This window comes from Streptomyces sp. ID05-26A (genome assembly GCF_033794685.1).
GTDB lineage: Bacteria > Actinomycetota > Actinomycetes > Mycobacteriales > Pseudonocardiaceae > Lentzea.
Genome location: NZ_JARAYZ010000001.1, coordinates 2,583,434 through 2,605,968 on the forward strand (window position 1 = coordinate 2,583,434; position 22,535 = coordinate 2,605,968).

At 68.7% G+C, this 22,535-nt stretch carries 25 protein-coding genes; 11 read left to right on the forward strand and 14 right to left on the reverse strand.

Going from position 1 to position 22,535, the window contains the following annotated elements; translation table 11 throughout:
- The first annotated feature begins 259 nt into the window (after positions 1–259).
- From PV646_RS12795 to PV646_RS12805, 3 genes are read left to right on the forward strand one after another with little or no spacing between them, the layout of a single operon-like run.
- Positions 260–1,252, forward strand: a complete 993-nt coding sequence (locus PV646_RS12795) for a FecCD family ABC transporter permease (RefSeq protein WP_500341623.1) — start codon at positions 260–262, stop codon at positions 1,250–1,252.
- Between the two features lie 23 nt (positions 1,253–1,275).
- Positions 1,276–2,343 carry a FecCD family ABC transporter permease gene (locus tag PV646_RS12800; RefSeq protein ID WP_500341624.1) on the forward strand — a complete coding sequence of 356 codons (1,068 nt, stop codon included), beginning with the start codon at positions 1,276–1,278 and terminating at the stop codon, positions 2,341–2,343.
- Positions 2,340–3,137 carry an ABC transporter ATP-binding protein gene (locus PV646_RS12805; RefSeq protein ID WP_500341625.1) on the forward strand — a complete coding sequence of 266 codons (798 nt, stop codon included), beginning with the start codon at positions 2,340–2,342 and terminating at the stop codon, positions 3,135–3,137. The genes PV646_RS12800 and PV646_RS12805 overlap by 4 nt, the downstream gene beginning before the upstream one ends.
- Positions 3,138–3,141: 4 nt before the next feature.
- Here the strand turns inward: PV646_RS12805 and PV646_RS12810 are convergent, their stop codons facing one another.
- From PV646_RS12810 to PV646_RS12830, 5 genes are all read right to left on the reverse strand, one after another.
- Complete coding sequence (locus PV646_RS12810; RefSeq protein WP_500341626.1) at positions 3,142–3,372, reverse strand: hypothetical protein; 231 nt, start codon at positions 3,370–3,372, stop codon at positions 3,142–3,144.
- Positions 3,373–3,387: 15 nt separating this feature from the next.
- Positions 3,388–3,735: a TIR domain-containing protein gene (locus PV646_RS12815; RefSeq protein ID WP_500341627.1), complete on the reverse strand. Its 348-nt coding sequence runs from the start codon at positions 3,733–3,735 to the stop codon at positions 3,388–3,390.
- Positions 3,732–4,931 carry a helix-turn-helix domain-containing protein gene (locus tag PV646_RS12820; protein WP_500341628.1) on the reverse strand — a complete coding sequence of 400 codons (1,200 nt, stop codon included), beginning with the start codon at positions 4,929–4,931 and terminating at the stop codon, positions 3,732–3,734. The genes PV646_RS12815 and PV646_RS12820 overlap by 4 nt, the downstream gene beginning before the upstream one ends.
- On the reverse strand, positions 4,928–5,212 hold the full coding sequence (locus tag PV646_RS12825; RefSeq protein WP_500341629.1) for a hypothetical protein: 285 nt from the start codon (positions 5,210–5,212) through the stop codon (positions 4,928–4,930). Before PV646_RS12825 ends, PV646_RS12820 begins: the two co-directional genes overlap by 4 nt.
- A 226-nt stretch (positions 5,213–5,438) precedes the next feature.
- Positions 5,439–6,236: a (2Fe-2S)-binding protein gene (locus PV646_RS12830; protein WP_500341630.1), complete on the reverse strand. Its 798-nt coding sequence runs from the start codon at positions 6,234–6,236 to the stop codon at positions 5,439–5,441.
- Positions 6,237–6,552: 316 nt separating this feature from the next.
- Between PV646_RS12830 and PV646_RS12835 the strand changes: the two genes are divergently transcribed.
- The 5 genes from PV646_RS12835 to PV646_RS12855 all read left to right on the forward strand — a co-directional run bounded on the left by PV646_RS12835 (position 6,553) and on the right by PV646_RS12855 (position 12,245).
- Positions 6,553–9,114 carry an ATP-dependent Clp protease ATP-binding subunit gene (locus tag PV646_RS12835; protein WP_500341631.1) on the forward strand — a complete coding sequence of 854 codons (2,562 nt, stop codon included), beginning with the start codon at positions 6,553–6,555 and terminating at the stop codon, positions 9,112–9,114.
- A 189-nt stretch (positions 9,115–9,303) separates the two neighbouring features.
- Positions 9,304–9,987: a YbaB/EbfC family nucleoid-associated protein gene (locus tag PV646_RS12840; protein WP_500341632.1), complete on the forward strand. Its 684-nt coding sequence runs from the start codon at positions 9,304–9,306 to the stop codon at positions 9,985–9,987.
- The gene (locus PV646_RS12845; RefSeq protein ID WP_500341633.1) at positions 9,984–10,304 is read left to right on the forward strand and encodes a WXG100 family type VII secretion target; all 321 of its coding nucleotides are present in this window, start codon (positions 9,984–9,986) and stop codon (positions 10,302–10,304) included. The genes PV646_RS12840 and PV646_RS12845 overlap by 4 nt, the downstream gene beginning before the upstream one ends.
- A gap of 9 nt (positions 10,305–10,313) precedes the next feature.
- Positions 10,314–11,429, forward strand: a complete 1,116-nt coding sequence (locus PV646_RS12850) for a hypothetical protein (RefSeq protein ID WP_500341634.1) — start codon at positions 10,314–10,316, stop codon at positions 11,427–11,429.
- 36 nt (positions 11,430–11,465) lie between these two features.
- The gene (locus tag PV646_RS12855) at positions 11,466–12,245 is read left to right on the forward strand and encodes a hypothetical protein (protein ID WP_500341635.1); all 780 of its coding nucleotides are present in this window, start codon (positions 11,466–11,468) and stop codon (positions 12,243–12,245) included.
- Between the two features lies 1 nt (position 12,246).
- On the opposite strand, the gene PV646_RS12860 is transcribed toward PV646_RS12855, so the two are convergent.
- Entirely contained in the window at positions 12,247–12,879 is a 633-nt protein-coding gene (locus tag PV646_RS12860) for a DUF6928 family protein (RefSeq protein ID WP_500341636.1), read from the reverse strand.
- Between the two features lie 96 nt (positions 12,880–12,975).
- Between PV646_RS12860 and PV646_RS12865 the strand changes: the two genes are divergently transcribed.
- Positions 12,976–13,998 (forward strand): endonuclease/exonuclease/phosphatase family protein, encoded by a 1,023-nt coding sequence (locus PV646_RS12865; RefSeq protein WP_500341637.1) that lies wholly within the window; start codon positions 12,976–12,978, stop codon positions 13,996–13,998.
- On the opposite strand, the gene PV646_RS12870 is transcribed toward PV646_RS12865, so the two are convergent.
- Genes PV646_RS12870 through PV646_RS12880 form a run of 3 tightly spaced genes read right to left on the reverse strand, consistent with a single transcriptional unit; the run spans position 13,970 to position 16,540 of the window.
- On the reverse strand, positions 13,970–14,767 hold the full coding sequence (locus tag PV646_RS12870; RefSeq protein WP_500341638.1) for an SIR2 family NAD-dependent protein deacylase: 798 nt from the start codon (positions 14,765–14,767) through the stop codon (positions 13,970–13,972). The two genes, PV646_RS12865 and PV646_RS12870, sit on opposite strands and share 29 nt — an antisense overlap.
- On the reverse strand, positions 14,764–15,075 hold the full coding sequence (locus PV646_RS12875; protein WP_191305030.1) for an antibiotic biosynthesis monooxygenase family protein: 312 nt from the start codon (positions 15,073–15,075) through the stop codon (positions 14,764–14,766). The genes PV646_RS12870 and PV646_RS12875 overlap by 4 nt, the downstream gene beginning before the upstream one ends.
- Before the next feature lie 10 nt (positions 15,076–15,085).
- Positions 15,086–16,540 (reverse strand): M1 family metallopeptidase, encoded by a 1,455-nt coding sequence (locus tag PV646_RS12880; RefSeq protein ID WP_500341639.1) that lies wholly within the window; start codon positions 16,538–16,540, stop codon positions 15,086–15,088.
- Between the two features lie 15 nt (positions 16,541–16,555).
- On the opposite strand from PV646_RS12880, the gene PV646_RS12885 reads away from it, so the two are divergent.
- Positions 16,556–17,302, forward strand: a complete 747-nt coding sequence (locus PV646_RS12885) for an alpha/beta fold hydrolase (protein WP_500341640.1) — start codon at positions 16,556–16,558, stop codon at positions 17,300–17,302.
- Here the strand turns inward: PV646_RS12885 and PV646_RS12890 are convergent.
- From PV646_RS12890 to PV646_RS12900, 3 genes are read right to left on the reverse strand one after another with little or no spacing between them, the layout of a single operon-like run.
- On the reverse strand, positions 17,251–17,706 hold the full coding sequence (locus tag PV646_RS12890) for a 2'-5' RNA ligase family protein (RefSeq protein WP_500341641.1): 456 nt from the start codon (positions 17,704–17,706) through the stop codon (positions 17,251–17,253). The two genes, PV646_RS12885 and PV646_RS12890, sit on opposite strands and share 52 nt — an antisense overlap.
- A gap of 53 nt (positions 17,707–17,759) precedes the next feature.
- Positions 17,760–18,707, reverse strand: coding sequence for an HhH-GPD family protein (locus PV646_RS12895; RefSeq protein ID WP_500341642.1), 948 nt, complete (start codon positions 18,705–18,707; stop codon positions 17,760–17,762).
- A 57-nt stretch (positions 18,708–18,764) separates the two neighbouring features.
- Entirely contained in the window at positions 18,765–19,277 is a 513-nt protein-coding gene (locus PV646_RS12900) for a beta-class carbonic anhydrase (RefSeq protein ID WP_189156287.1), read from the reverse strand.
- Positions 19,278–19,431: 154 nt separating this feature from the next.
- Here PV646_RS12900 and PV646_RS12905 point away from each other — a divergent pair, with 154 nt between their 5' ends.
- Positions 19,432–20,103: a hypothetical protein gene (locus tag PV646_RS12905; RefSeq protein ID WP_500341643.1), complete on the forward strand. Its 672-nt coding sequence runs from the start codon at positions 19,432–19,434 to the stop codon at positions 20,101–20,103.
- 12 nt (positions 20,104–20,115) lie between these two features.
- Here PV646_RS12905 and PV646_RS12910 read toward each other — a convergent pair whose 3' ends face one another.
- Together PV646_RS12910 and PV646_RS12915 are read right to left on the reverse strand one after the other, a co-directional pair.
- On the reverse strand, positions 20,116–21,219 hold the full coding sequence (locus PV646_RS12910) for a LacI family DNA-binding transcriptional regulator (protein WP_500341644.1): 1,104 nt from the start codon (positions 21,217–21,219) through the stop codon (positions 20,116–20,118).
- A gap of 134 nt (positions 21,220–21,353) precedes the next feature.
- Positions 21,354–22,391, reverse strand: a complete 1,038-nt coding sequence (locus PV646_RS12915) for a LacI family DNA-binding transcriptional regulator (RefSeq protein ID WP_500341645.1) — start codon at positions 22,389–22,391, stop codon at positions 21,354–21,356.
- Positions 22,392–22,535: the final 144 nt, after the last annotated feature.

Below are 22,535 nucleotides of genomic sequence, written 5' to 3' on the forward strand. Positions count from 1 at the left end.
GATTCCTCGGAACCCTTCGTGTTTTCTGGGTGACTGCTCAACTACCGGCAGGCATCCGGAAGTGAGAACGGTGCTGTCCAAACGAGATCGTGACGCTCTTACTTCTGATCTTTTAGTTGATCTGACAACGGGTTGATATTTCTCCGTCGAGTTCTCAACCGCGTGGTGCTGATGTGATCAGAACTTCGCCCCGTGACGCGGTCGTCCCAGGTGGTTCGGTTAGGCTTACCTCTCCTGTCTGGATCGAGGAGGGTGGGCCTTGGGTCGTAGGTCGTTGGGCCTGCTCTTCCTGCTGGTCGTGCTGGTCGCCGTGTGCCTGGCGAGCATCGCGATCGGCTCGAAGGAGATCCCGCTGTCCGGGTTGTGGCACGGTCTCTTCACGCCGACCGGTGCCGAGGACGACGTGGTGATCCGCGAGCTGCGGATCCCGCGGACGTTGCTCGGCATCGCGGTGGGCATCGCACTCGGTGTGGGTGGCGCTCTCATGCAGGGCCATACGCGCAACCCGCTGGCGGATCCCGGCATCCTCGGCGTCACGCACGGCGCGGCGCTGGCGGTCGTGCTCTCCATCTTCCTGCTCGGCGTCAACTCGCTGGTCGGCTACATCTGGTTCGCCTTCGCCGGCGCGATGATCGCGAGCGTCCTGGTGTTCCTGCTCGGCTCGGCCGGGCGGGGCGGGCCCTCGCCGGTGACGCTGGCGCTGGCCGGAGCCGCGGTCTCCGCGCTGATGAACGGCCTGGTGTCGGCGATCGTGCTGCTCGACCAGCAGTCGCTCGACGCGTTCCGTTTCTGGCAGGTCGGCGCCATCGCGGGCCGCGACCTGACGGTGCTGACACAGGTGGCGCCGTTCCTGTTCGTGGGCCTGTTCATCGCCGCGTTCAACGCGCCGGGGCTCAACGCGATGTCGCTGGGCGAGGACGTGGCGAAGTCGCTGGGGGTCAACGTCCGCCAGACGCGGTCGCTGGGCATCTTCGCCATCACGCTGCTGGTGGGCGGGGCCGTCGCCGCGTGCGGGCCGATCGGGTTCCTCGGGCTCGTGGTGCCGCACGTCGCGCGTGCGTTCACCGGTCCGGACTACCGCTGGATCCTGCCCTACTCGGCACTGCTCGGCGCGATCCTGATCCTCTTCGCCGACATCGTCGGCCGGGTGGTCGCCCGCCCGTCCGAGGTGGAGGTCGGCGTGATGCTGGCGCTGATCGGCGCCCCGTTCTTCATCTTCCTGGTGCGGCGCAAGAAGCTGGTGAAGATTTGACGACCGCTGCGAAGACCCCTGCGGTGGAGACCCCCGCAGCCAAGGCGCCCGCCCTGCGCGTCGGCGCGGCCTCGTTCCGGCTGCGCCGCCGGCCGCTGCTGGTGGTGGCGGCCTCGCTGGTCGTGCTCGCGGCCGTGCTGGTCGCGGACATCATGGTCGGCGACTTCCCGCTGACCGTGGCCCAGGTCGTCGACACCCTGCTGGGCGGAGGCACGCGCCGCGACCAGTTCGTGGTGATGGAACTGCGGATGCCGCGAGCGCTGACCGGTCTGCTGGTCGGCGGTGCCCTGGGGCTGTCCGGTGCGATCTTCCAGGCCATCGTGCGCAACCCGCTGGCCTCACCGGACATCCTCGGCGTCACCTGGGGAGCGGGCGCCGGCGCCGTCTCGGTGATCACCTTCGCCGGTTCGCTGGGCGTGGTGACCGGCAGCGCGGCGTCGATCGGCGTGCCGCTGGCAGGGCTCTTCGGCGGCCTGATCGCGGGTCTGCTCGTCTACGCGCTGGCGTGGCGTCAGGGCATCGAGGGTTTCCGGATGGTGCTCGTCGGCATCGGCATCACCGCCGTGGCCGGCAACTTCACGCACTACCTGCTGACCGTCGGCGACGTGCAGGACGCCGGGCGCGCGATGGTGTGGATCACCGGCTCGCTGAACGGCCGCGGCTGGGAGCACGTCGTGCCGGTGGCCCTGGCGCTGGTCGTGCTGATCCCGGTCGCGTTGATCGGCGGGCACGTGCTCGGGGCCCTGCAGTTCGACGACCAGACGTCGCGCGGGCTCGGGATCCGGGTCAACCTGGCGCGGTCGTTCCTGATCGTCGTGGCGATCGTGCTGGCGTCCGTGGCCACCGCGGCGGCCGGGCCGATCACGTTCGTCGCGCTGGCCACGCCGCAGATCGCCCTGAGGCTGTCCGGGACCGCGCAGCCGCCGTTGTTCGGCTCCGTGGTGATCGGCGGTGCGCTGGTGATGTTGTCGGACCTGGTCGCGCGGACGATCTACCGGACCGAGCTCCCCGTCGGCGTCGTCACCGCCGTGCTGGGTGCGCCCTACCTGATGTTCCTGCTGATCCGAAGCCGCCGGGAGGCGCGGGTATGAGTGTGCGTCTTGAGGCTTCGTCGTTGTCGATCGGCTACGGGGAGCGGCTGATCGTCGACTCGCTCGACCTGTCGATCCTCGGCGGGACCGTCACCGCGGTGATCGGGCCCAACGGGTGCGGCAAGTCGACCCTGTTGAAGGCTCTCGGGCGGTTGCTGCCCGCCCGGTCCGGCGCGGTGCTGCTGGACGGCAAGCAGATCGAGTCGATGTCCACCCGGGACGTCGCTCGGGTGCTGGGGATGCTGCCGCAGGCCCCGTCCGCTCCCGAGGGGCTGACGGTGGCGGACCTCGTCGCTCGCGGACGGCATCCGCACCAGTCCTGGTACCGGCAGTGGTCCTCGGACGACGCCGCTGCTGTCGACGCCGCGTTGGAGATGACGGGGATCCTGGACCTGGCCGAACGGACCGTGGACGAGCTGTCCGGTGGGCAGCGGCAGCGGGCCTGGATCTCCATGGCGCTCGCCCAGGGGACCGATCTGTTGCTCCTGGACGAGCCGACCACCTACCTGGACCTGGCCCACCAGATCGACGTGCTGGACCTGGTGCAGGAGCTGCACGCCTCGATGGGGCGCACCATCGTGATGGTGTTGCACGACCTGAACCTGGCCGCTCGGTACGCGGACAACATCGTCGCCATGCGGGCCGGTCGGATCGTCGTCCAGGGGTCGCCCGCCGAGGTGCTGACCGAGGAGATGTTGCTGGAGGTGTTCGGGCTGGACGCGCGGGTCGTCGAGGACCCCGTGTCCGGGACGCCGCTCGTCGTCCCGGTGGGGTCGCGGCACCGCCTGCCGTGAGGACCTAGTCGAGCAGCATGTGCAGGGTGACGATCACGGTGCCCAGCGCGCAGAGGCCGGCGAGCACCGCTCCGGGCACGTTGTGGTTCATCAGGAAGGTCAGCGCGCCGACGGCACCGGCGCACAGCACGCCACCGATGACGATCAGCATCGTGCGCAGGCCGACGAACCCGCGCTGGCCGGTCGGGGTGGGGTTGTGCCCGCAGGTCGGGCACGGTGGGGTGGGAGTGGTCATCGCCTCGTCCTCGGGTCAGGCGGTCAGTGCCGCGAGCTCTTGTTCGGAGACCAGCAAGTAGTCCGGGAGGTCGTGGTCGGTTTCCCGGAACAGGCAGTACTTCTGGTGATCGCTGACGCGGGCCCAGGCCAGCTCTTTCCTGGTCCACTTCGTCCGCGCGTACGAGGGTGAGCGGACGGCCACGAACGCCGTCGACTCCACGAACGCGCGCTTCAGGCCGTAGTAGCGGTCGCCGTGCGCGTCGTGGTGCAGGTCGTCGATGTAGGGGGTGCAGCCCGGCAGCAACATCTTGACCTGGCGTTCGATCTCCCGGAGCGCCTCGTCGTCGTTGTCCCTGCGGGCGTAGCTCACGAAGACCTTCATCCGAGCGCCGCCGATCCGTCCAGCTGCGGCTTCAGCTCCGCCAGGACGTCCTCGACCGCGGTGTCGCGCGACCAGCGGCGCCGGAGCACCTCGGCCAGCGCCCTGAGGTCCACCCGGATGGTGTTGGAGTCCACGCGGTGGATGTCGTGGAGCACCGAGCGGACCGTCTCGCAGGCGTCCTCGCGGTCGCCGTTGGACGCGTACGCCAGCGCCAGGCGCGTGGTGAACCGCGTCCGCGACCGCACGTACTGGGTTCCGATCGCGTCGATCTGGGTGCGCAGCACCTCGACCGCCTCGTCGTAGACGCACAGGTCGACCAACGCCCACCCCCTGGTGATCTCGACCGGCTGGGCGACGCTCTTGATGCCGAGCGACTGCGGGTCGGCCGCCGTCGCCGCGTCGAAGAACAGCTGGGCCTCGTCCAGCGCGTGCAGGCAACCGGACTGGTCGCCGAGCAGGGCGTGGCCCTGGGCCTGTCGCTGCCACGCGAAGGAACGGGTGCGGTCGTCGAGACCGTCCTGCGCGAGCGTCCTGCGGGTCAGGTCCAGGATCTGGAGCCCGTCACCCAGGTAGAGGGCGATGTCCGCGATCCTGATCAGCTTCCAGTGCTCCAGAGTCCTGTCACCGGCCTCGAGGGCCAGTTGGGCGGCCTCCTGCGTCAGTCGCTTGCACAACTCGTTCTGCCCCCTTTCCTGGGCCATCCAGCCGGCGTACTCCTTGATCGCGGCGAGCGCGTTGAACAGCTCGGTGACGCTTCCCGGTCTCGCCGACCTGAGCATCTCGTTCGCCGTGCCGACGTTCGTGAGCGCCATCGGGAGGATGAGCTCGGGGCTCATGTGGTGCCCCATGTTCCGCAACGTCGAGTAGATCCCCCACAGCTGGGCGGAGTAGACGTCGACGCTGCCGCGGAACCTGTACCCGCTGTTGTCGTCCGTGGTGGCGAGAGCGGACAGGACGCTGAAGGCCTGCTCCTGCTCGGCGCGGGCCGCTTCGTCGTCTCGAAGCGTCGCGAGCAGTTGCCCCTTCGCTTCGAGGACGCTGTCGCAGACCCTCGCGGTGGCTGTCGCCGCCGTGCGTTCGCCGAGTTCGAGCTTGCTCAGGTAGCCCTTGGAGTAGTTGGTCAGGTGGGACAGCTGCGTCAGCGAAAGGCCTCGCTCCTGACGCAGCCGGCGAAGCGTGCTGCCGAAGTCGTTCACCGGGCACTCCCGAACAGCCCCAGGTAGAGGCGTTCGAAGTGCCCGACGTCGCCGCGGCAGGCCACGACGTACGCCCGGACCATCTCCAACGTCGGCTGCTTCCGGCCGTTCGCGGTCTTGGAGAGCGCGCTCTCCGACGCGGGAACGGACTTGGCCAGCACGGTGTAGGGCGGTCTGCCGATGCTGTCCCGCAATGCCCGCAAGGCCTCTGCGAACAGCCGTTTCGGGCAGTTCGCCGGTCCGGTCAGGGGAGCCTCGCGTCGTCCTGATCTCGCCGTCATCGGTGGTACCTCCAGCTGCTCGCTCATCGCAAGGATGACCTATCGATTTCCTTTTAGGAAGTTCGACGGCAGCATCGGAATTAAATGCGCGGCGTCCGTTGGCGACAGGCGACGCCTCCGTTGGCGACAGGCGACAGTCCGCGTTGGCGACAGGCGACCCGGCTCCGGGCGCGCAGACGAGAAGGCCCCCTCGCCGGCGCGAGGGGGCCTTCTGGCAGGTCTGGGGTCAGGCGCAGGTGCGCGGGCAGGCCGTGCACGGCTCCGCGCCCGGCAGCACGTAGTGGAAGCAGCAGCTGTTGCGCTTGCGCTTCCAGCCCTCGTCGGTGAAGTGCAGGGACGACGCCGCCACGAAGGGGTCGAGCTTCTCCGGGAGGATCATCGCCGCGTCGGTCACGCCCGCGTTCTCGTCGCCGAACAGCCGGCCGGCCGCCCACGGGCCGTACTCCAGCATGTCGGTCGCCGCTGCCCAGAGCTGGCGGCGGCCGAAGCGGACCACCTGGCCGAACGACGCCACGAACTGCGCGGCGTGGGCGGCGTAGCGGGCGCGCAGGACGGCGGCGAGGGCCGCCTCGTTCGCCACGACGGTCGCGGCCGGGTGGTTCGAGGCCGGGTCGTCCGGCAGGCAGGCGAACTCGTCGCAGAACAGCGCCATGCCGTCGGGGTGGGGGCGGCCCGAGGTGTTCAGGCGGAACGCCATGTCCGAGGGCCGCAGGCTCGGTACCCGGCGGGCCGTGTGGAAGAGGAGTCCTGCCAGGTAACCGGGCTGGTGGAGGTACCAGCCCATGATGTACCCGGCGGTGGCCCTGTCGTCGGACTCGCCATACTGCTCGACCATCCACTCGGCGAGGTCCTTGCGCCACAGGTCGAAGCGCGTGGGCTCGGCCAGCAGGTCCGAACAGATCGTCCAGTCGTCAGAGGGCGTGCCGAAGACGATCTCGGTGCCGGTCTGCAGGCGGGCGATGGATTCGGCCAGTGGCGTGAGCGCACGCGGGTTCTGCTGTGAGACCCTCGCAGGTACGGTCAACGCGCAAGTCCAATCTCATGCGTGAGGCTTGCCTAACCTTACCCAAGATCGCCTCTCTTGCGCCTCCTCCGTGGCCCCGGTCACAGGAGTATCGCTCAACGGTGGTTTGTTCGCGTTCAGCGGACATCGCCCGATCTGTGGAATCCGTTGGTCCCGACCTGCGTTGATGCTGATGTCATCGTTCGCCGGACGCGGCTTGCCGCTGATGGGAGCCACAGGCCTCGGGACCGCCCACTACAGTGGAGCCACGGTGCCGCGCTCACCAGGGTAGATCGGTGGAGCCGAGGACCGCCGACGCAGCAGTCAGGGAGTGCGAATGTTCGAAAGGTTCACCGACCGCGCGAGGCGGGTGGTTGTTCTTGCCCAAGAAGAGGCAAGGATGCTCAACCACAACTACATCGGCACCGAGCACATCCTCCTGGGTCTGATCCACGAGGGTGAAGGTGTCGCCGCCAAGGCGCTCGAGTCGTTGGGGATTGCGCTGGAAGGCGTCCGCCAGCAGGTCGAGGAGATCATCGGCCAGGGCCAGCAGGCCCCCAGCGGTCACATCCCCTTCACCCCACGTGCGAAGAAGGTCCTGGAGCTCTCGCTGCGCGAGGCGCTTCAGCTCGGCCACAACTACATCGGCACCGAGCACATCCTGCTGGGCCTGATCCGCGAGGGCGAGGGCGTCGCCGCCCAGGTCCTCGTGAAGCTCGGCGCCGACCTGAACAGGGTTCGGCAGCAGGTGTTGCAGCTGCTGTCCGGTTACTCGACGGAGAAGGGCGCGTCGGAGTCCCCGGGTCGCGGCGAGGGCACGCCGTCGTCGTCCCTGGTGCTCGACCAGTTCGGGCGCAACCTCACGGCCTCGGCCCGTGAAGGCAAGCTCGACCCGGTCATCGGGCGCGCCAAGGAGATCGAGCGGGTCATGCAGGTGCTGTCCCGCCGCACCAAGAACAACCCCGTCCTCATCGGCGAGCCCGGCGTCGGCAAGACCGCCGTCGTCGAGGGTCTGGCGCAGATGGTCGTCAAGGGTGAGGTGCCCGAGACGCTCAAGGACAAGCAGCTCTACACGCTCGACCTCGGCTCGCTGGTCGCGGGCTCGCGCTACCGCGGTGACTTCGAAGAGCGCCTGAAGAAGGTCCTCAAGGAGATCCGCACGCGCGGCGACATCATCCTGTTCATCGACGAGATCCACACGCTCGTCGGTGCGGGTGCCGCCGAGGGCGCGATCGACGCCGCGTCGATCCTCAAGCCGATGCTGGCTCGCGGTGAGCTGCAGACGATCGGTGCCACCACGCTCGACGAGTACCGCAAGCACGTCGAGAAGGACCCCGCGCTGGAGCGCCGCTTCCAGCCGATCCAGGTGGGCGAGCCGTCGCTCGAGCACACCATCGAGATCCTCAAGGGCCTGCGCGACCGGTACGAGGCGCACCACCGCGTCTCGATCACCGACTCCGCGCTCGTCGCCGCCGCCACGCTGGCCGACCGGTACATCAACGACCGGTTCCTGCCGGACAAGGCGATCGACCTCATCGACGAGGCGGGCGCCCGCATGCGCATCCGCCGGATGACGGCGCCGCCGGACCTGCGCGAGTTCGACGAGAAGATCGCGGACGTCCGTCGCGACAAGGAGTCCGCGATCGACGCGCAGGACTTCGAGCGCGCGGCGAAGCTGCGTGACGCGGAGAAGCAGCTCCTGGGCCAGAAGGCCGAGCGGGAGAAGCAGTGGAAGGACGGTGACCTGGACGTCGTCGCGGAGGTCGACGACGAGCAGATCGCCGAGGTCCTCGCCAACTGGACCGGCATCCCGGTGTTCAAGCTCACCGAGGAGGAGACCACGCGTCTGCTCCGCATGGAGGACGAGCTGCACAAGCGGATCATCGGCCAGGTCGACGCGGTCAAGGCCGTGTCGAAGGCGATCCGCCGCACCCGCGCCGGTCTGAAGGACCCGAAGCGCCCCTCCGGCTCGTTCATCTTCGCCGGCCCGTCCGGTGTCGGTAAGACCGAGCTCTCGAAGGCGCTGGCGAACTTCCTGTTCGGCGAGGACGACGCGCTCATCCAGATCGACATGGGCGAGTTCCACGACCGGTACACCGCGTCGCGGCTCTTCGGCGCCCCTCCCGGTTACGTCGGCTACGAAGAGGGCGGCCAGCTCACCGAGAAGGTGCGCCGCAAGCCGTTCTCCGTCGTGCTCTTCGACGAGATCGAGAAGGCCCACCAGGAGGTCTACAACACGCTGCTCCAGGTGCTGGAGGACGGCCGCCTGACCGACGGTCAGGGCCGGACGGTGGACTTCAAGAACACCGTCATCATCTTCACGTCCAACCTGGGCACGTCGGACATCAGCAAGGCCGTCGGCCTCGGCTTCACCTCGGGTCAGGACGGCGCGTCCAACTACGAGCGCATGAAGAACAAGGTCAACGACGAGCTGAAGAAGCACTTCCGCCCCGAGTTCCTCAACCGCATCGACGACATCATCGTCTTCCACCAGCTGACTCAGGACGAGATCATCAAGATGGTCGACCTGATGATCGCTCGTGTCGAGCAGCAGTTGAAGAACAAGGACATGGCGATCGAGCTCACGGATCGCGCGAAGATGCTGCTCGCGAAGCGCGGCTTCGACCCGGTGCTGGGCGCCCGCCCGCTGCGCCGGACGATCCAGCGCGAGATCGAGGACACCCTGTCGGAGAAGATCCTGTTCGGCGAACTTCAGCCGGGCCAGATCATCATCACCGACGTCGAGGGCTGGGACGGCGAGTCGGACCAGCACGACAAGGCGCAGTTCGTGTTCCGCGGCGAGGCCAAGCCGAACCGCGTCCCGGACGCCCCGCCCGTCGACCTCACCGCCACGGCGGTCGCCGAGCCGCAGGACGCTCCGGCGAACGACAGCGAGTGATCTAGGCAGTACCCGAGAACGGCCCTCAGGCTTCGGCCTGGGGGCCGTTCTCGTGTGTGCGGAACCTGCTTCGGTCCTCGTTCGTCGGATCACAAGGCCATGTGGATTTGACCGTTTCGCCTGTGCGTCGGTGATCCACTGTCGACAATCTGTGGTCACGGTGACCTGAAGGAAAGCGAGGCCCCAGCGGTGTCGGCTGAGTTCGACCAGCTCGTAGCCCAGTTCGAGCGGTTCCAGTCCCAGATGAAACGCGTCGACCAGCAGTTCGCCAACATCGGCGACATGCAGCAGCAGCTGGTCGAACTGGAGGCGGTGGCCACGTCGTCCGACCGGGCCGTCACCGTCATCGCGGGACCCTCCGGTTCGATCAAGGACATCCGGCTCACGGACCAGGCCATGCGGCGGCCACCGCACGCGCTGGCCGCCGAGCTGATGTCCACGCTGCAGAAGGCGGTCGCGGAGGCGGCGCGCCGGCAGGCGGGGATCGTCGAGGGTGCGCTGGGTGACGACATGCACCTCAAGGACCAGGTGCTGGAAACGCAGGCGCAGCTCTTCGGAATGTCCAAGGAGGACCTTCGGAGGGCGACAGAGGAGGAAGCGCAGGCCCCCGCGCCGCAACGGCCTCCAACACCACCGCCACCGCCGCCCGCGCCGCAGGGAGGGCCGGTCCGCCAGCCACCTCCCGCCCCGGCGCCGCCGGACAGGCAGCCGCCGCCGCGCAGGCAGGCCCCGGAGCCTCCCGAGGACTTCGGCGACCAGAACGTGCTCCGCGGCGACTCGTGGCAGTCGCGATCTCCGCAGCCACCGCCTTCGGCGCCACCGAAGCAGGGCGGCGGATACCTGAACCTCTACGACGATGAGGACGGACGATGAGCGGCTTCGAAGTAGAGGTCGAGGAGCTGAAGGCGTTCGCGGGCAAGCTCGACGGCCACAAGGGCACGGCGGGGGAGATCGCCGGACTCGTGGACAAGGCGGACGTGGGCCAGAAGTCGTGGGGAATCGTCGGCTTGTTCGTGAAGGACGAGTACGACCAGATGCTCGGCGACCTCAAGGACCTGATGAAGGACCTCCAGAACGGCCTGCAGTCCGCCGGCGACAAGTTCCGCGGCACGGCGCAGGGCTACCAGGACCAGGAGGACGCGTTGAAGGCGATCTTCAGCGGCGTCGACATCGACATCAGCGGGAAGTAGGGCGTCGGCATGGCGGAGGAGGAGTTCGAGGCCGGCGGCGTCAAGATCACCGTCGGTGAGAAGACCACCGGGCAGAAGGCCGCTGAGGCAGCGCCGTTCTACGGCAGCTACCTCAAGACCAAGGAGGCGTTGGGCAAGAGCGGGGAGACCGGTGGCAGCGCCGCGCTGGCCTCCGAGGGCAGCGCGCTGATCAGCGCGGTCGGCACCGCGGCCCAGGGCATCGCGCTCGACCCGATCGGCTGGCTCGTTGGACAGGGGCTGAACTTCCTGATCAGCGTCTGCCAGCCGCTCGAGGACGCGATCCACTTCGTCAGCGGTGACGGCCCCGCGCTCAGCCAGGCGGGTGAGAACTACGGCGCGATCGCCGAGGGCATCGGCAAGCTGCGGGACACGTTCGACCAGGACCTGTCGAGCTCCGTGCAGAGCTGGGGCGGTCAGACGGCCGAGGTCGCCAGCACCAAGCTGGGCGAGTTCGCCAACGGCATCGACGGTGTCGCCGGCCAGGCGGGCGAGCTCGCCGAGATGCTGATGATCTCGTCCATGATCATGACGATGATCGAGGACATCATCAAGGCGATCCTCACCGAGCTGATCACCTGGCTGATCATGATCTGGATCCCGGCACTGGCCGCCGCGGTCCCGAGCTTCGGCGCCTCCACCGCCGCGGCCGGCGCCGCCACCGGCGTTCGCGTGGCGTCGACGGCGAGCCGGGTGTCCCGCATCGTCGCGAAGCTGCGCCAGTTCCTGCAGAAGATCATGCAGTTCCTGAAGAACCTGGGCGCCCGCCTGAAGAACGTGAAGACCGCGTTCCAGAAGTCCATGGCGGACAAGAAGGTCGCGAGCCACGCGGCCGACGTGAAGCTGGAGGGCCTGAGCAACCTGCAGAAGCTCAAGACCAATCCGCTCACCCGTCTGAACAGCAAGGACGGCATGATCGGCGAGCGCGTGCAGCAGGGCTTCGGCAAGTCGATGCTCGACGCGGCCGGCAACGAGGCACTGGCGCAGGTCAACCCGACGCACGAGAAGGGCCTGCGCAACCAGGGAATGACCGACAAAGCGAACTCGTACGACCAGACCGGCTCTGACCAGTCGAAGCAACGCATCGAGGGTTACCTCGACATCTGATTCATCGAGATCGACTAATCGGGGGAACGGGACGACATGGCTTCGTGGCAGCTCAAGCTGGGACTGCTCGTGCTGATCCTGGTGGCTCTGTTGGCGCTGATGTTCTGGTGGGGGTGGCGAAGGGACCGCAAGAACGCCCTCGACCACGCGGCCGAGCTGGCCAAGTTCGCGGCGGGCTTGGGCGGAACGCTCACGCAGGCGCCTGCCTGGTCCGCTGGCCTGCGCCGCCCGTTCGCGGAGGAGCACGGCAACGTGCTCGGCTGGCTGCGGCGGGCGAGCGAGGCGCAGTTCGACCACACCGTCGACTTCGAGCGGCACGGCTGGCGGGTCCGGGTGACCGAGGCGTCGATCGAGCTGAACAGCGCGTCCACCCAGGACAAGGTGGTCACGCACGTCGAGCACCGGATCGAGGTGGCCACCGCCGACCTGGTGCCGCTGAAGCTCGCGATCAGCAGCCTGGGAGGAGGCCGTGCCGCACGGCCATGGGTGACCGAGGCGCCTCAGACCGTCGCCTCCAGCCCGCAGCCGCAATGGCACGAGTTGAGGCTGCCTGCGGGCCTGGACCAGCTGTACCTGGCGGCCACCGCCGACCCGCACCGGGCGACCGCGATGATCACCCCCGCGGTCGTCGAGCGGTTGCAGGGCGAGTCGCAGATGGGCAACCTGCGAACCCTCACAGTCGAGGCAGGCATCGCCTACACCGTGGCGGTCGGGCCGATCGTGCCGAAGCTGGTGTTGCAGGCGGTCGACGCGATCATCGGCGTGCTCGACCGGATTCCGGGGGCGCAGCAGAGGAACTCGGCGCCGACGGCCTGAGTCAGCGGGGCGTCACGGCGTAGCCCGCCAGCACGACCTCCTCCAGCTCCGGGTCGTCGTCCTCGTACGCGCCCTCGTAGTTGAAGCCGAACAGCTCGCGCAGCGCGGCCTCGGCCAGGTCGAGCGGGTGGAAGCGGAACGGGTACTCGTCGTCCTCGTCGAGCGACTCGAGGAACTCCGGGTCGCCGGCGCGGTACTTCTCCTCGAACGGCAGGGGAGTGCCGACGTCGGCGATCACGCCGCTGTCCGGGGAGAGGCTGTACGCGCGGCGCAGCGTGCCGTCCGGTTCCCAGATGGCGTAGGAGAAGAAGTCGACGACGCTGTGCATCGCGTGCAGGTAGAGCGTGCGGCCGGCGGCCTCGCGGACGAAGTGCTCCGGCAGGTCGGTGTACGAGTCGCCCGCTGCCTCCCACGTGCAGATGATCGACAGGCCTGGGAACACGCCCGCGTAGACGGTGCCGTCCGGCGGGTTGCCGTAGTGGAGGTTGCCGTCCTCGATCGGGCGAATGTCGTGCGACGGGTAGAGGCGCTGCACGAACGCTGCCGTGGCCTCTCTGTCGATCTTCGGTGATGCTCGCAGAACCTTGCTGACGTCGTCGGACGCGTAGAACAGCATCCAGTCCTTGGCTCCCATCGGGCCCCCTCCAGGTCGGTTGTGTTCCAGGATGGCGGAGGGGTCTGACAATTTTCGGCAGGCAACGGGACGGGGCCTCCGGCCGTCCATTCGGGTGTGAAGACCACACCGGAGACCGACGCGCGCTCGGGCACACTGCACGACGTGGTCACCACCGAGGTGAAGCCGCCGAAGAGCGGTTTCGCCACGTTCCTGCTGGTCCTGTGCGCGCTGGCGTTCGTCACCGCGGCCCTGGTCAGGCTGCTCGGCATCGACGGGACGCGGCACATGATCGCCGCGACGTCGCTGACCCCGTACATCACGGTCGCGGGGCTGCTCATCGGGTTGTTCGCGCTGTTCCGCAAGAGGTGGGTCATCGGGCTGACGATGACCATCGTGGCGGTGGTGCTCGTCGCGAACTTGGCGCCGCGGGCGTTTCCCGACGCACGGCCCAACGGAGTGGGGCAGCAGGTCAGGCTGATGACCGCGAACCTGCTAGTCGGCATCGCGGACGCGCGGTTCATCGTGCAGGAGGTCCGCAAGCGCAACATCGACGTCCTGGCGTTGCAGGAGTTGACGCCGGACATGGTGAGCGACCTCGACCGGGCGGGTCTGCGGCAGGTGCTGCCCAACCGGGTCTTCCTCGACGAACCGGGCGGGTCCGGCAGCGGCCTCGCCTCCCGGTTCCCGCTCTCGCAGCGGAATCTGACGCCGCCGGGCTCGTTGCAGCAGGCAGGGGCGCTGGTCGACCTGCCGGGCAAGGACATCGAGGTCGTCTCGGTGCACCCGTTGCCGCCCGTGGTCACCGACGGGCCCGAAGCGTGGCAGCGTGAGCTCGCCGGCCTGCCGACGCCCGACTCGACCGGCGCGATCAGGGTGCTCGCGGGCGATTTCAACGCCACGCTCGACCACGTCGGCATGACGCGGCTGCTGAACAAGGGGTACGTCGACGCGGCCGACCAGGTCGGCAAGGGGCTGATCCACACGTGGCCCTCCGACAGCGGGTTCTGGCCGCCGCCGGTGACCATCGACCACGTGCTGGTGGACTCGAAGGTCCTCGTGGACACCGTGGACGTGTTCGACGTGCCCGGCAGTGATCACCGGGCCGTCGTCACGCAGTTCGTCGTGCCAAGGCTGTGAGTGCTTCCAATGCGCCGACCGGCAGCGACACCCCGCGGCCGTGGCGCACGTCGGGCTCACGGACGTTGATCCTGATCAGCGAGCCGGAGGCCGCGCTGGCGAGTTCGGCCTGACGCCGCACGGTCGGCACGGCGGTGCCGGCACCGATCTCGACCACGGCCAGTTTCCGGTGCGAACGACGCCATTCCGTCAACGCGTCCAGCTGCCGCTGGCTGCGGTGCGGCACCCAGCCCCAGTCGCCGAACATCAGGATGTTGGGGCGCGCCAGCCCGCCGCAATTGGGGCAGGAGGGCAGCTCACCGACCGCCCGCATCGTCTCCGGATCGACGGTGACGTCGAACGAGCACTCCCAGATCTCGTCCGTGCACGGCTCCACGCACTGGGCGTGGTGGATCGACCCGTGGACCTCGGCGACGTCCGCGAAGCCGGCCTTCTGGAACTGTCCGTCCACATTGGACGTGAAGACCCGCGCGCCCCACGACCGCAGCACGGCGAAACCCTCGTGCGGCACGGTGGAGCGGTACAGGCCGAGCCGGTGGCCGTAGAAACCCCACGCCAGCGCGGGGTCGTCGGCGAAGTGCACCGGATCGGCGATCTCCTCGAACTTCAGCCCGAGCCGCTCGTAGGGCGGGTACGCCCGCCAGAAGCCCTCGGTGCCGCGGAAGTCGGGGAGACCCGAGTCGACCCCCATGCCGGCACCGGCGCAGACGAGGACGGCGTCCGCGCCGGTGATCAGCTCGGCGGCTCTGTCGTAAGCCTCTTCGGTCACTGCTTGGGCTTGCTGCCCAGCACGACCTCGAACTCCAGCAGGTCGGCACCGCTCGACACGGGCCGTGCGCGCTCACCGGAGTGCGCTGCCGCACCGGCCTGACCGTCCCGCCACGCGACGAAGGCCTCGTCGGTCTCCCAGTGGGTGACGACGAAGTAGCGGTCCTCGCCCGCGACCGGGCGCAGGAGCTCGAAGCCCAGGAAGCCGGGCTGCTCGTCGACCGCACCCAGACGGGCGGCGAACCGCTTCTCGAGCTCGGGGCCGTTGCCCTCGGGGACCTTGATCGCGTTGATCTTCACGACTGCCATGACACCCACATTAGCGGCGTACCCCGACAGGCAGCAGGTACTGATCGTCGGGAATGCCCGAGTCCCGGAACCACGCCTTGAAGAACGGGTCCAGCGGCTGCCCCGAGGCCTGCTTGAAGTGCTCCTCGAACTCCGGCCACGACGCGTTGCCGTCGCGGTGCTTCACGAGCCACGACTGCAGCGCCTTGAAGAACACGTCGTCACCGACCTGCTTGCGCAGTGCGTGCATGCCCAGCAGGCCCTTGTCGTACACACCGCGGAACTCGTTGCCCTTGCCCATGTCGTAGAGCTTCGGCGCCCAGAACGACGACCGCTCGCGCCGCTGCTCGACCTGGTCGCGGTAGCGCTGGTCGAGGTCGGTGCCCTCGTGCTCCAGCCACAGCCACTGCGCGTAGGACGCGAGGCACTCGTTCAGGCAGATGTCCGCCCAGTTCTCGATCGACACCGAGTCGCCGAACCACTGGTGGGCGTTCTCGTGCACGACGGTCTCCAGGTCGGCCCAGGCGGCGTAGATCGGCCTGGTCTGGGTCTCCAGCGAGAACCCGATCTGGTCCGCGACCCAGATGCTGCCCGCCGCGCGCTGCGGGTACGGGCCGAACCTCGTCTCCAGGTGCGCGAGGACCTCCGGGTTCCGCGCCTGGATCGGCTTCTTCGACGCGGACGTGCCGGGCGCGTAGGCGTCGACCACGGGCGTGCCGCTCGGCAGCTTCGAACGGACGATTTCGAACTTGTCGATCGCCACCGTGGTCAGGTAGGTCGCGAGCGGGGTCTCCTCCGACCAGGTGAACGTCGTCCAGCCGCCCTCGCGGGTCACCGGGCCCTCGAGACCGTTCGAGATCGCGGTCCAGCCGTCCGGGACGCGGGCCGCGACCTTCAGAGCTGCCTTGTCGCGCGGGGTGTCGTTGGCCGGGAACCACGTCGTCGCGGAGTGGGGCTGACCTGCGGCGAACGCTCCGCCGGTGGACGAGATCTGCCAGCCGCTGCGGCCCAGTGAAGCGTCGTTGATCGTGGTGGGCCGGCCGCCGTAGGTGACGACGGTGGTGAACGGCCTGCCCTTCGCGAGCGGGGCGGCGGGCGTGATCACCAGTTCGTGGTCGCCCTCCTGCACGAACTTCGCGGGCTGGCCGCCGACCTTCACCTCGCTCACCTCGAGGCCTTCGAGGTCGAGGTTGAAGCGCGCCAGGTCCTGCGACGCGGTCGCGGTGACGGTCGCGACGCCGTCGAGCTTCTTCGCCCCGGGGTCGTAGGTGATCGCCAGGTCGTAGAGCGTGACGTCGTAACCGCTGTTGCCGTCCGTCGGGTAGTACGCGTCGCCCGCACCCGCCCCGGCCTCCACCGCTGCCTGCGGTGACGTCTCCCCGGCCTGCTGCTGTGCGGGGTCGCCGCCCGGCGTTCTGAACACGACGAGCAGACCGGCGACGAGCACGATCAACACCAGGGCGATCAGGTACGGGCGGGCCTTCATGCGTTAATCATCCCTGTGTCGGTCGTGGAGTTCGGCGGAACGGGTCAGGGCGTGCTGCTCCTGCACGGCCTGATGAGCAGGGCCACCGCCTGGTGGCCGGTCGCGCAGTGGCTGCGGCCGTTCGGGCGCGTCGTCGGGATCGACCAGCGCGGGCACGGCCGCAACCCGCGGCGGGGACCGTTTCGCACCGAGGACTTCGTCGCCGACGCCGCGAGGACGATCGAGGAGCTCGGACTCGGGCCCGCCGTGGTGATCGGGCACTCCATGGGCGGGCTGCACGCGTGGTGTCTCGCGGCGACCCGTCCGGACCTGGTGCGCGCGATTGTGGTCGAGGACTTCGCCCCGGACAACAGGGGCCGCACGATCGACGAGTGGAAGTGGCTCTTCGACGCCTGGCCGGTGCCCTTCGAATCCCTGGGTCACATCCGGTCGTACTTCGGCGCGGAGATCTTCTGCGACTACTTCGAGGAACGCGCGGACGGCTGGCACCTGATCGCCGAGATGGACGACCTGTACGAGATCGCCGGCCACTGGGGCACGCGGGCGTACTGGGACCTCATCGACGCGGTCGAGTGCCCGTCGCTCGTCGTCGAGGCGGGCAAGGGCGGCCAGCTACCAGGGCAGATGGCCGAGGCGGCGCGCAGGTCGAACGGCCAGTACCTCTACGTCGAGGAGGCCGGCCACGTGGTGCACGACAGCGCGCCGTGGGTCTACCGGGGCGCCGTCGAGGCCTTCTTGAGCACGTCGATCTCGCCGGTCTGAGTGTCCACGATCGACACCTCGCGGACCTTCGCGCGGATCGGCTCCACCGGGAACACCTTCGCGAACGCGGCCCTCGTCTGCTCGTCGTCGAGGCCGTGGGCGAGCGTGCAGTGGGGGATCCAGTTGCCCGGCAGGTAGTACGCGCTGGGGTTCTTGACCTTGTTCGCGAGGACGTCGTGGATCGCCGAGTGGACGGCGAGGAGCTCGGTGTCGACGACCGCGCCGAGCATCAGCACGTTGTCCGTGGTGGAGAACGTGCCGAGGGTGTGCAGCCACAGGTCCGGCATCCACAGCCGATCCAGGTCGTCGCGCAGCTCCTTGCGGACCTTGGGGCCGATGCTGCTCGCGGCGGCGTAGGTCAGGTGGGGCGTGTGGGATTGTTCAACACCCAGATTGTTCAACAATCCGACGATCCTACGTTCTGCGTCGGCGTCGAAGAAGGCGACCAGGGCGTGCATCAGTTCGTCCCCTTGTCGGACTGTTGAACAATCCCTTCAGTCGGCAGGTCGAAGAGACCGTCGTTGGATTGTTGAACAATCCCCTCACCCGGCAGGTGGAAGAGGCCGTCGTGGGATTGTTCAACAAGTCCATCGCTCAACAAGGACACCAGGCACTTCTCGCGCTGGGTCACGTCGTTCCAGACGACGTCGAGCTGGATCTTCGGCACCGGACCGGGCGCGCCCCGCAGGACGTCCAGCAGCCTGCCCCGCACCTGACGATCGGTGCCGGCGAACTTCTGCACCTTCTTCTCCGGCCCCGCGTAGGCGGGCCGACCGGCCAGCTGCCACGCGCACTCGGCGAACAACGGGCAGTCGGCGCACTTCTGGTTCTTGGCCGTGCAGATCAACGCGCCGAGCTCCATCAACGCCGCCGAGAACACCGCGGCGTCGTGCTGGTCCGCGGGCAGGATCGCCTCGACGTCACGGAGATCGCGCTTGGTCGAAGGAGGCCCGGCGTCCCCAGCCCCGTGCACAGCGCGCGCAACCACACGACGGACGTTCGTGTCGACGACGGCGCACTTCTGCCCGTACGCGAACGTGGCCACCGCACGAGCCGTGTAGCTGCCGATGCCGGGCAACGACTCCAGCGTCTCGATGTCCGACGGCACCACGTCGTCAAAATCGCGCGCGATCACCGTGGCGGCCTCGTGCAGCCGCATGGCGCGACGGGGGTAGCCGAGCTTGCCCCACATCCGCAGCACCTCACCCTGCGAGGACGCGGCCATCGCCGACGGCACCGGCCAGCGCGCCAGCCACTCGTGCCAGATCGGTTCGACGCGGGAGACCGGCGTCTGCTGCAGCATGATCTCGCTGATCAGCACGCCCCAGGCGGTGCAGTCGGGACGGCGCCACGGCAGGTCGCGGGCTGCGGTGTCCCACCAGCCCAGAAGCAACTCGTGATTCATCGCCTGCCATTGTCGCGCAAGGAAAAGGCCCCCCGGAGGGGGCCCTCCCGAAGAACGTCAGGCGGCGGCGGTCTCCGCGGCGTCGACCTCGCGCAGCTCGCCGGTGTGCACGTCGTAGACGAACCCGCGGATCTTGTCGGTGTGCGGGATGAACGGGCTGTGCCGCAGCCGCGCCATCGACCCGCGCACGCTCTGCTCGACGACCTTGAACGCCTCGACGGCCCAGGTCGGGCGCAGACCGGTGTCGGCCTCCAGCTCGTCCTTGAAGTCGTCCTCGGTGACCATCTCGAGGCCGCAGTTCGTGTGGTGCACGAGCAGGACCTCGCGCGTGCCGAGCTTGCGCTGGCTCAGCGCGAGCGAGCGGATGGCGTCGTCGGTGACGACCCCTCCCGCGTTGCGCAGCACGTGCGCCTCACCCTGCTTCAAACCGAAGATCTCGAACACCCGGATGCGCGAGTCCATGCAGGTCAGAATCGCCACCTGCAGGGACGGCTTCGCGGACGAACGGTCTCCGGGAACCACGTTCCCGAGCTCGTAGTTCCGCTTGAGCAGTTCGTCGATCGCGGTCATGTGACACACCTCCATGGCCTACCGGCGGACCCCGCGTCGATTGGAACCGGAGTTAGCGCACGTTCACAAGGGGTTTCCGCTCAATATCACGTTCACCGGATCGAGCGACGCTCGCCTACGCCTGGATCAGACCTGGTCGGGCTACGTTCGGGCCGTGATCGAGCCCACAGGTCCGCTGCCGTCCACGGTGTACTGGCGCCGCCGTCTCGCCGCGATCGGGGCAGCGCTGGTCACACTCCTGCTCGTGATCTGGATCGTCGGGATGTTCGGCTCCGACGGCGAGTCGGCCCAACCGACGAACGCGGCCGCGGCGTCGTCCTCGAACCCGCCGCCGAGCATGTCCGAGAGCCCGGCGGCCGCGTCGTCCTCCTCCACGACCCCGCCGCCCGCACCGACGACCGAAGCGCCGCCGCCCCCGCCTCCCGGCCCGCCGCAGCCCTGCCCGGACGACGTGATCGGGGTCGTGGCGAAGGCCAACAAGCCCTTCTACACCATCGGTGACCAGCCGGAACTGTCCATGGACGTCTCGAACACCGGGCCGGTGCCGTGCATCAGGGACATCGGGCGGCAGCACCGCGAGCTCACGGTCCTGACCGCGGACGGCGCGACCGTGCTCTGGTCGAGCAACCACTGCCTGTCGGCGGTGGGCTCCGAGACCAGGGTGATGGCGCCCAAGGAGAACTTCAACTACGGCACGAGGTGGGCGGGTTCCACGTCGCAGCCGGGGTGCGGGGCCCACACGAAGGTCGGGCCCGGCGACTACCTGCTGGTGGCGAAGCTGGCCGGGAAGGCCAGCTCACCCGTCGTGTTCAGGCTCGAGCACTAGGGGTACCGGGCCTCACGGCCCGAACCAGCGCTCCTCGGCACCACCGCGCGGCGGCCCCGACGTCTTGCCGATGATCAGCTCCGTCGCGAGGTTCACCGACCGCGGCCGCGTGCGCTCGTTCGTGTCGAGCAGCAGCTTGCCCGCCGCCCGGCCCTTCTCGAGCACCGGCTGACGGACCGTCGTGAGTCCGGCCTCCTCGCCACCGCGGATGCCGTCGAACCCGGTGACGGTGATGTCGTGCGGCACGCGCAGGCCGCGGCGAGCCGCCTCGTTCATCGCACCCAGGGCGAGCACGTCCGACGTGCAGATCAACGCGGTGATCTGCGGGTCGCGGTCGAGCACCTGAGCCGCGCCGGACGCACCGGAGGCCATGTTGTGGTCGAAGCGCTCGGCCACGGGCACCTGCGACCAGTCGACGCCGGCCTCGCTGAACGCCTCGGCGAGGCCCGACAGGCGGTTGCGCTGCACGTGGAAGTGCGCGGCGTGCTGGCGGTCCGGCGTCACGAAGCCGTCGTTGCGGTCACGCGCCAGACGCATGCACACGACGCCGATGCGGCGGTGGCCCAGGTCGATGAGGTGCTTCGCGAGCTCGTACATCGCGCCGCGGTCGTCGATGCCGACGCGGTCCACGGTGCCGAGGTCCGGCTGGTCGCAGACGACGGTGGGCACCGGGCGCTCCAGCACGGCGGCGAGGTGCGGGTCGTCGTCCGGCACCGAGTAGACGACGAAGCCGTCGACACCCGCGCGGTGCACCGACGCGACGTCCTCGCGCTCGGGGTTCGCGGGCACCAGCAGCAGACCGGTCCCGGCGTCCTCGCACGCCAGCGCGAGGCCCTCCAGGAACCCGATCGCGGCCGGGTCGCGGAACGCGTACGACAGGTTCTCGGTGAGCAACAGGCCCACCGCACCGGCCTTGCGCGTGCGCAACGAGCGCGCCACAGGATCCGGGCCGGGATAACCCAGCCTTCGGGCCGTGTCCAACACCCGCCGACGCAGCTCGGGCGAGAGCTGGTCGGGCCGGTTGTACGCGTTGGACACCGTTGTCCGGGAAACGCCCAGCTCAGCGGCCAGAGAGGCCAACGTTGCCGGACGTCGCACATGCATCGACCGCGCCATGAAAGGACCGTAACGGTTCAGAACCAATTCGTGAAGTCAGGGTGACCTGCGTCCCTCCAATGACGCATCCGCGCAGGTTGACCCATCTGCCTTGTTCAGAATTTGGTCCAGACCAATTAGGTCAATCGGTCATCTCACTTCGGAGGTGCAGACGATTCCCGCACGACGAGCCGCGGCCGGAAGACGCGGGTGTAGTTGTCGGTGCTCTGCCTGCGGCGATCCGGGTCCAGGCGGAGCACGAGCTCGTCGATCGCGGCCGCCGCCATCTCCTCGATCGGCTGCGCGAGCGTGGTCAAAGCGGGCGACGAATAGGCAGCCAATGGAATGTCGTCGAACCCGACGACCGACAGCTCGTCCGGTACGGAGATCCCCCGTTGGTGCGCCTCGCGCATGACGCCGAGCGCCATGTGGTCGGACGAGCAGATCACCGCCGTCGGGCTCACCGTGTCGAGCAGGTGCGCCAGGGCCTGGCCGCCGCCCTCCGCGCTGAACGGCGCGTGCGCGACGTACTCGCCCCCGGCCGGCAGGTGGTCCTCCTCCAGCGCGGCCGCCCAGCCCGCGCGCTTCAGCCGCGACGGCAGCGAGCGCGCCGGACCCGAGACGAACCCGATGCGCCGGTGGCCCAGTTCGATCAGGTGCCGGGTGGCCATGTAGCCCGCGAGCTGCTCGTCGACCGTCACGTCGGGCACGTCCAGCGCGGGCGTGGCACCGTTCAGGAAGACCATGTGGACGCCGTCCGCCAGGAGCTTCGCGTAGTAGCTCGGGCGGGGCGCCTGACCGAGCGGCACCTCGACGTTGGTGATCTCCGGTGACACGAACACCATGCCCTCGACCCCGCGGGCCAGCAGCATGCGGACGTACTCCTCCTCGCCCATGGGCGCGCCGCTGCGGGTGTTGCACAGCAGCGACGAGTAGCCCAGGCGCGCGGCCCGAGTCTCCAGCGCCTCGGCGAACGCGGGGAACACCGGGTTCGAGAGCTCCGGCACGAGCAGGCCGATCACGCCGGTGCGTTGCAGCGCGCCGAGGCCTCGTGGGGTGTACGGCATCTCCGCGAGCACCGAGAGCACCCGTTGCCGGGTCTCCTCGTTCACACCCGCTCGCCTGTTGAGAACTCGGCTCACGGTCGAGATGGACACCCCGGCTGCCCTGGCGATCTCGGACAGTCCGGACACGTTGCCTCCCAGCTCAGATCAGGTTCGGCGCAAGCCTGCCCGGTTCGGAAAAATTTTGCAACGAGCGTTTGCAAGACAGGGCCGTTACGGCTTGGTTACGGTCCACGTCTTGACCTGACCATGGTTCTGGTAGTGAAATCGCCC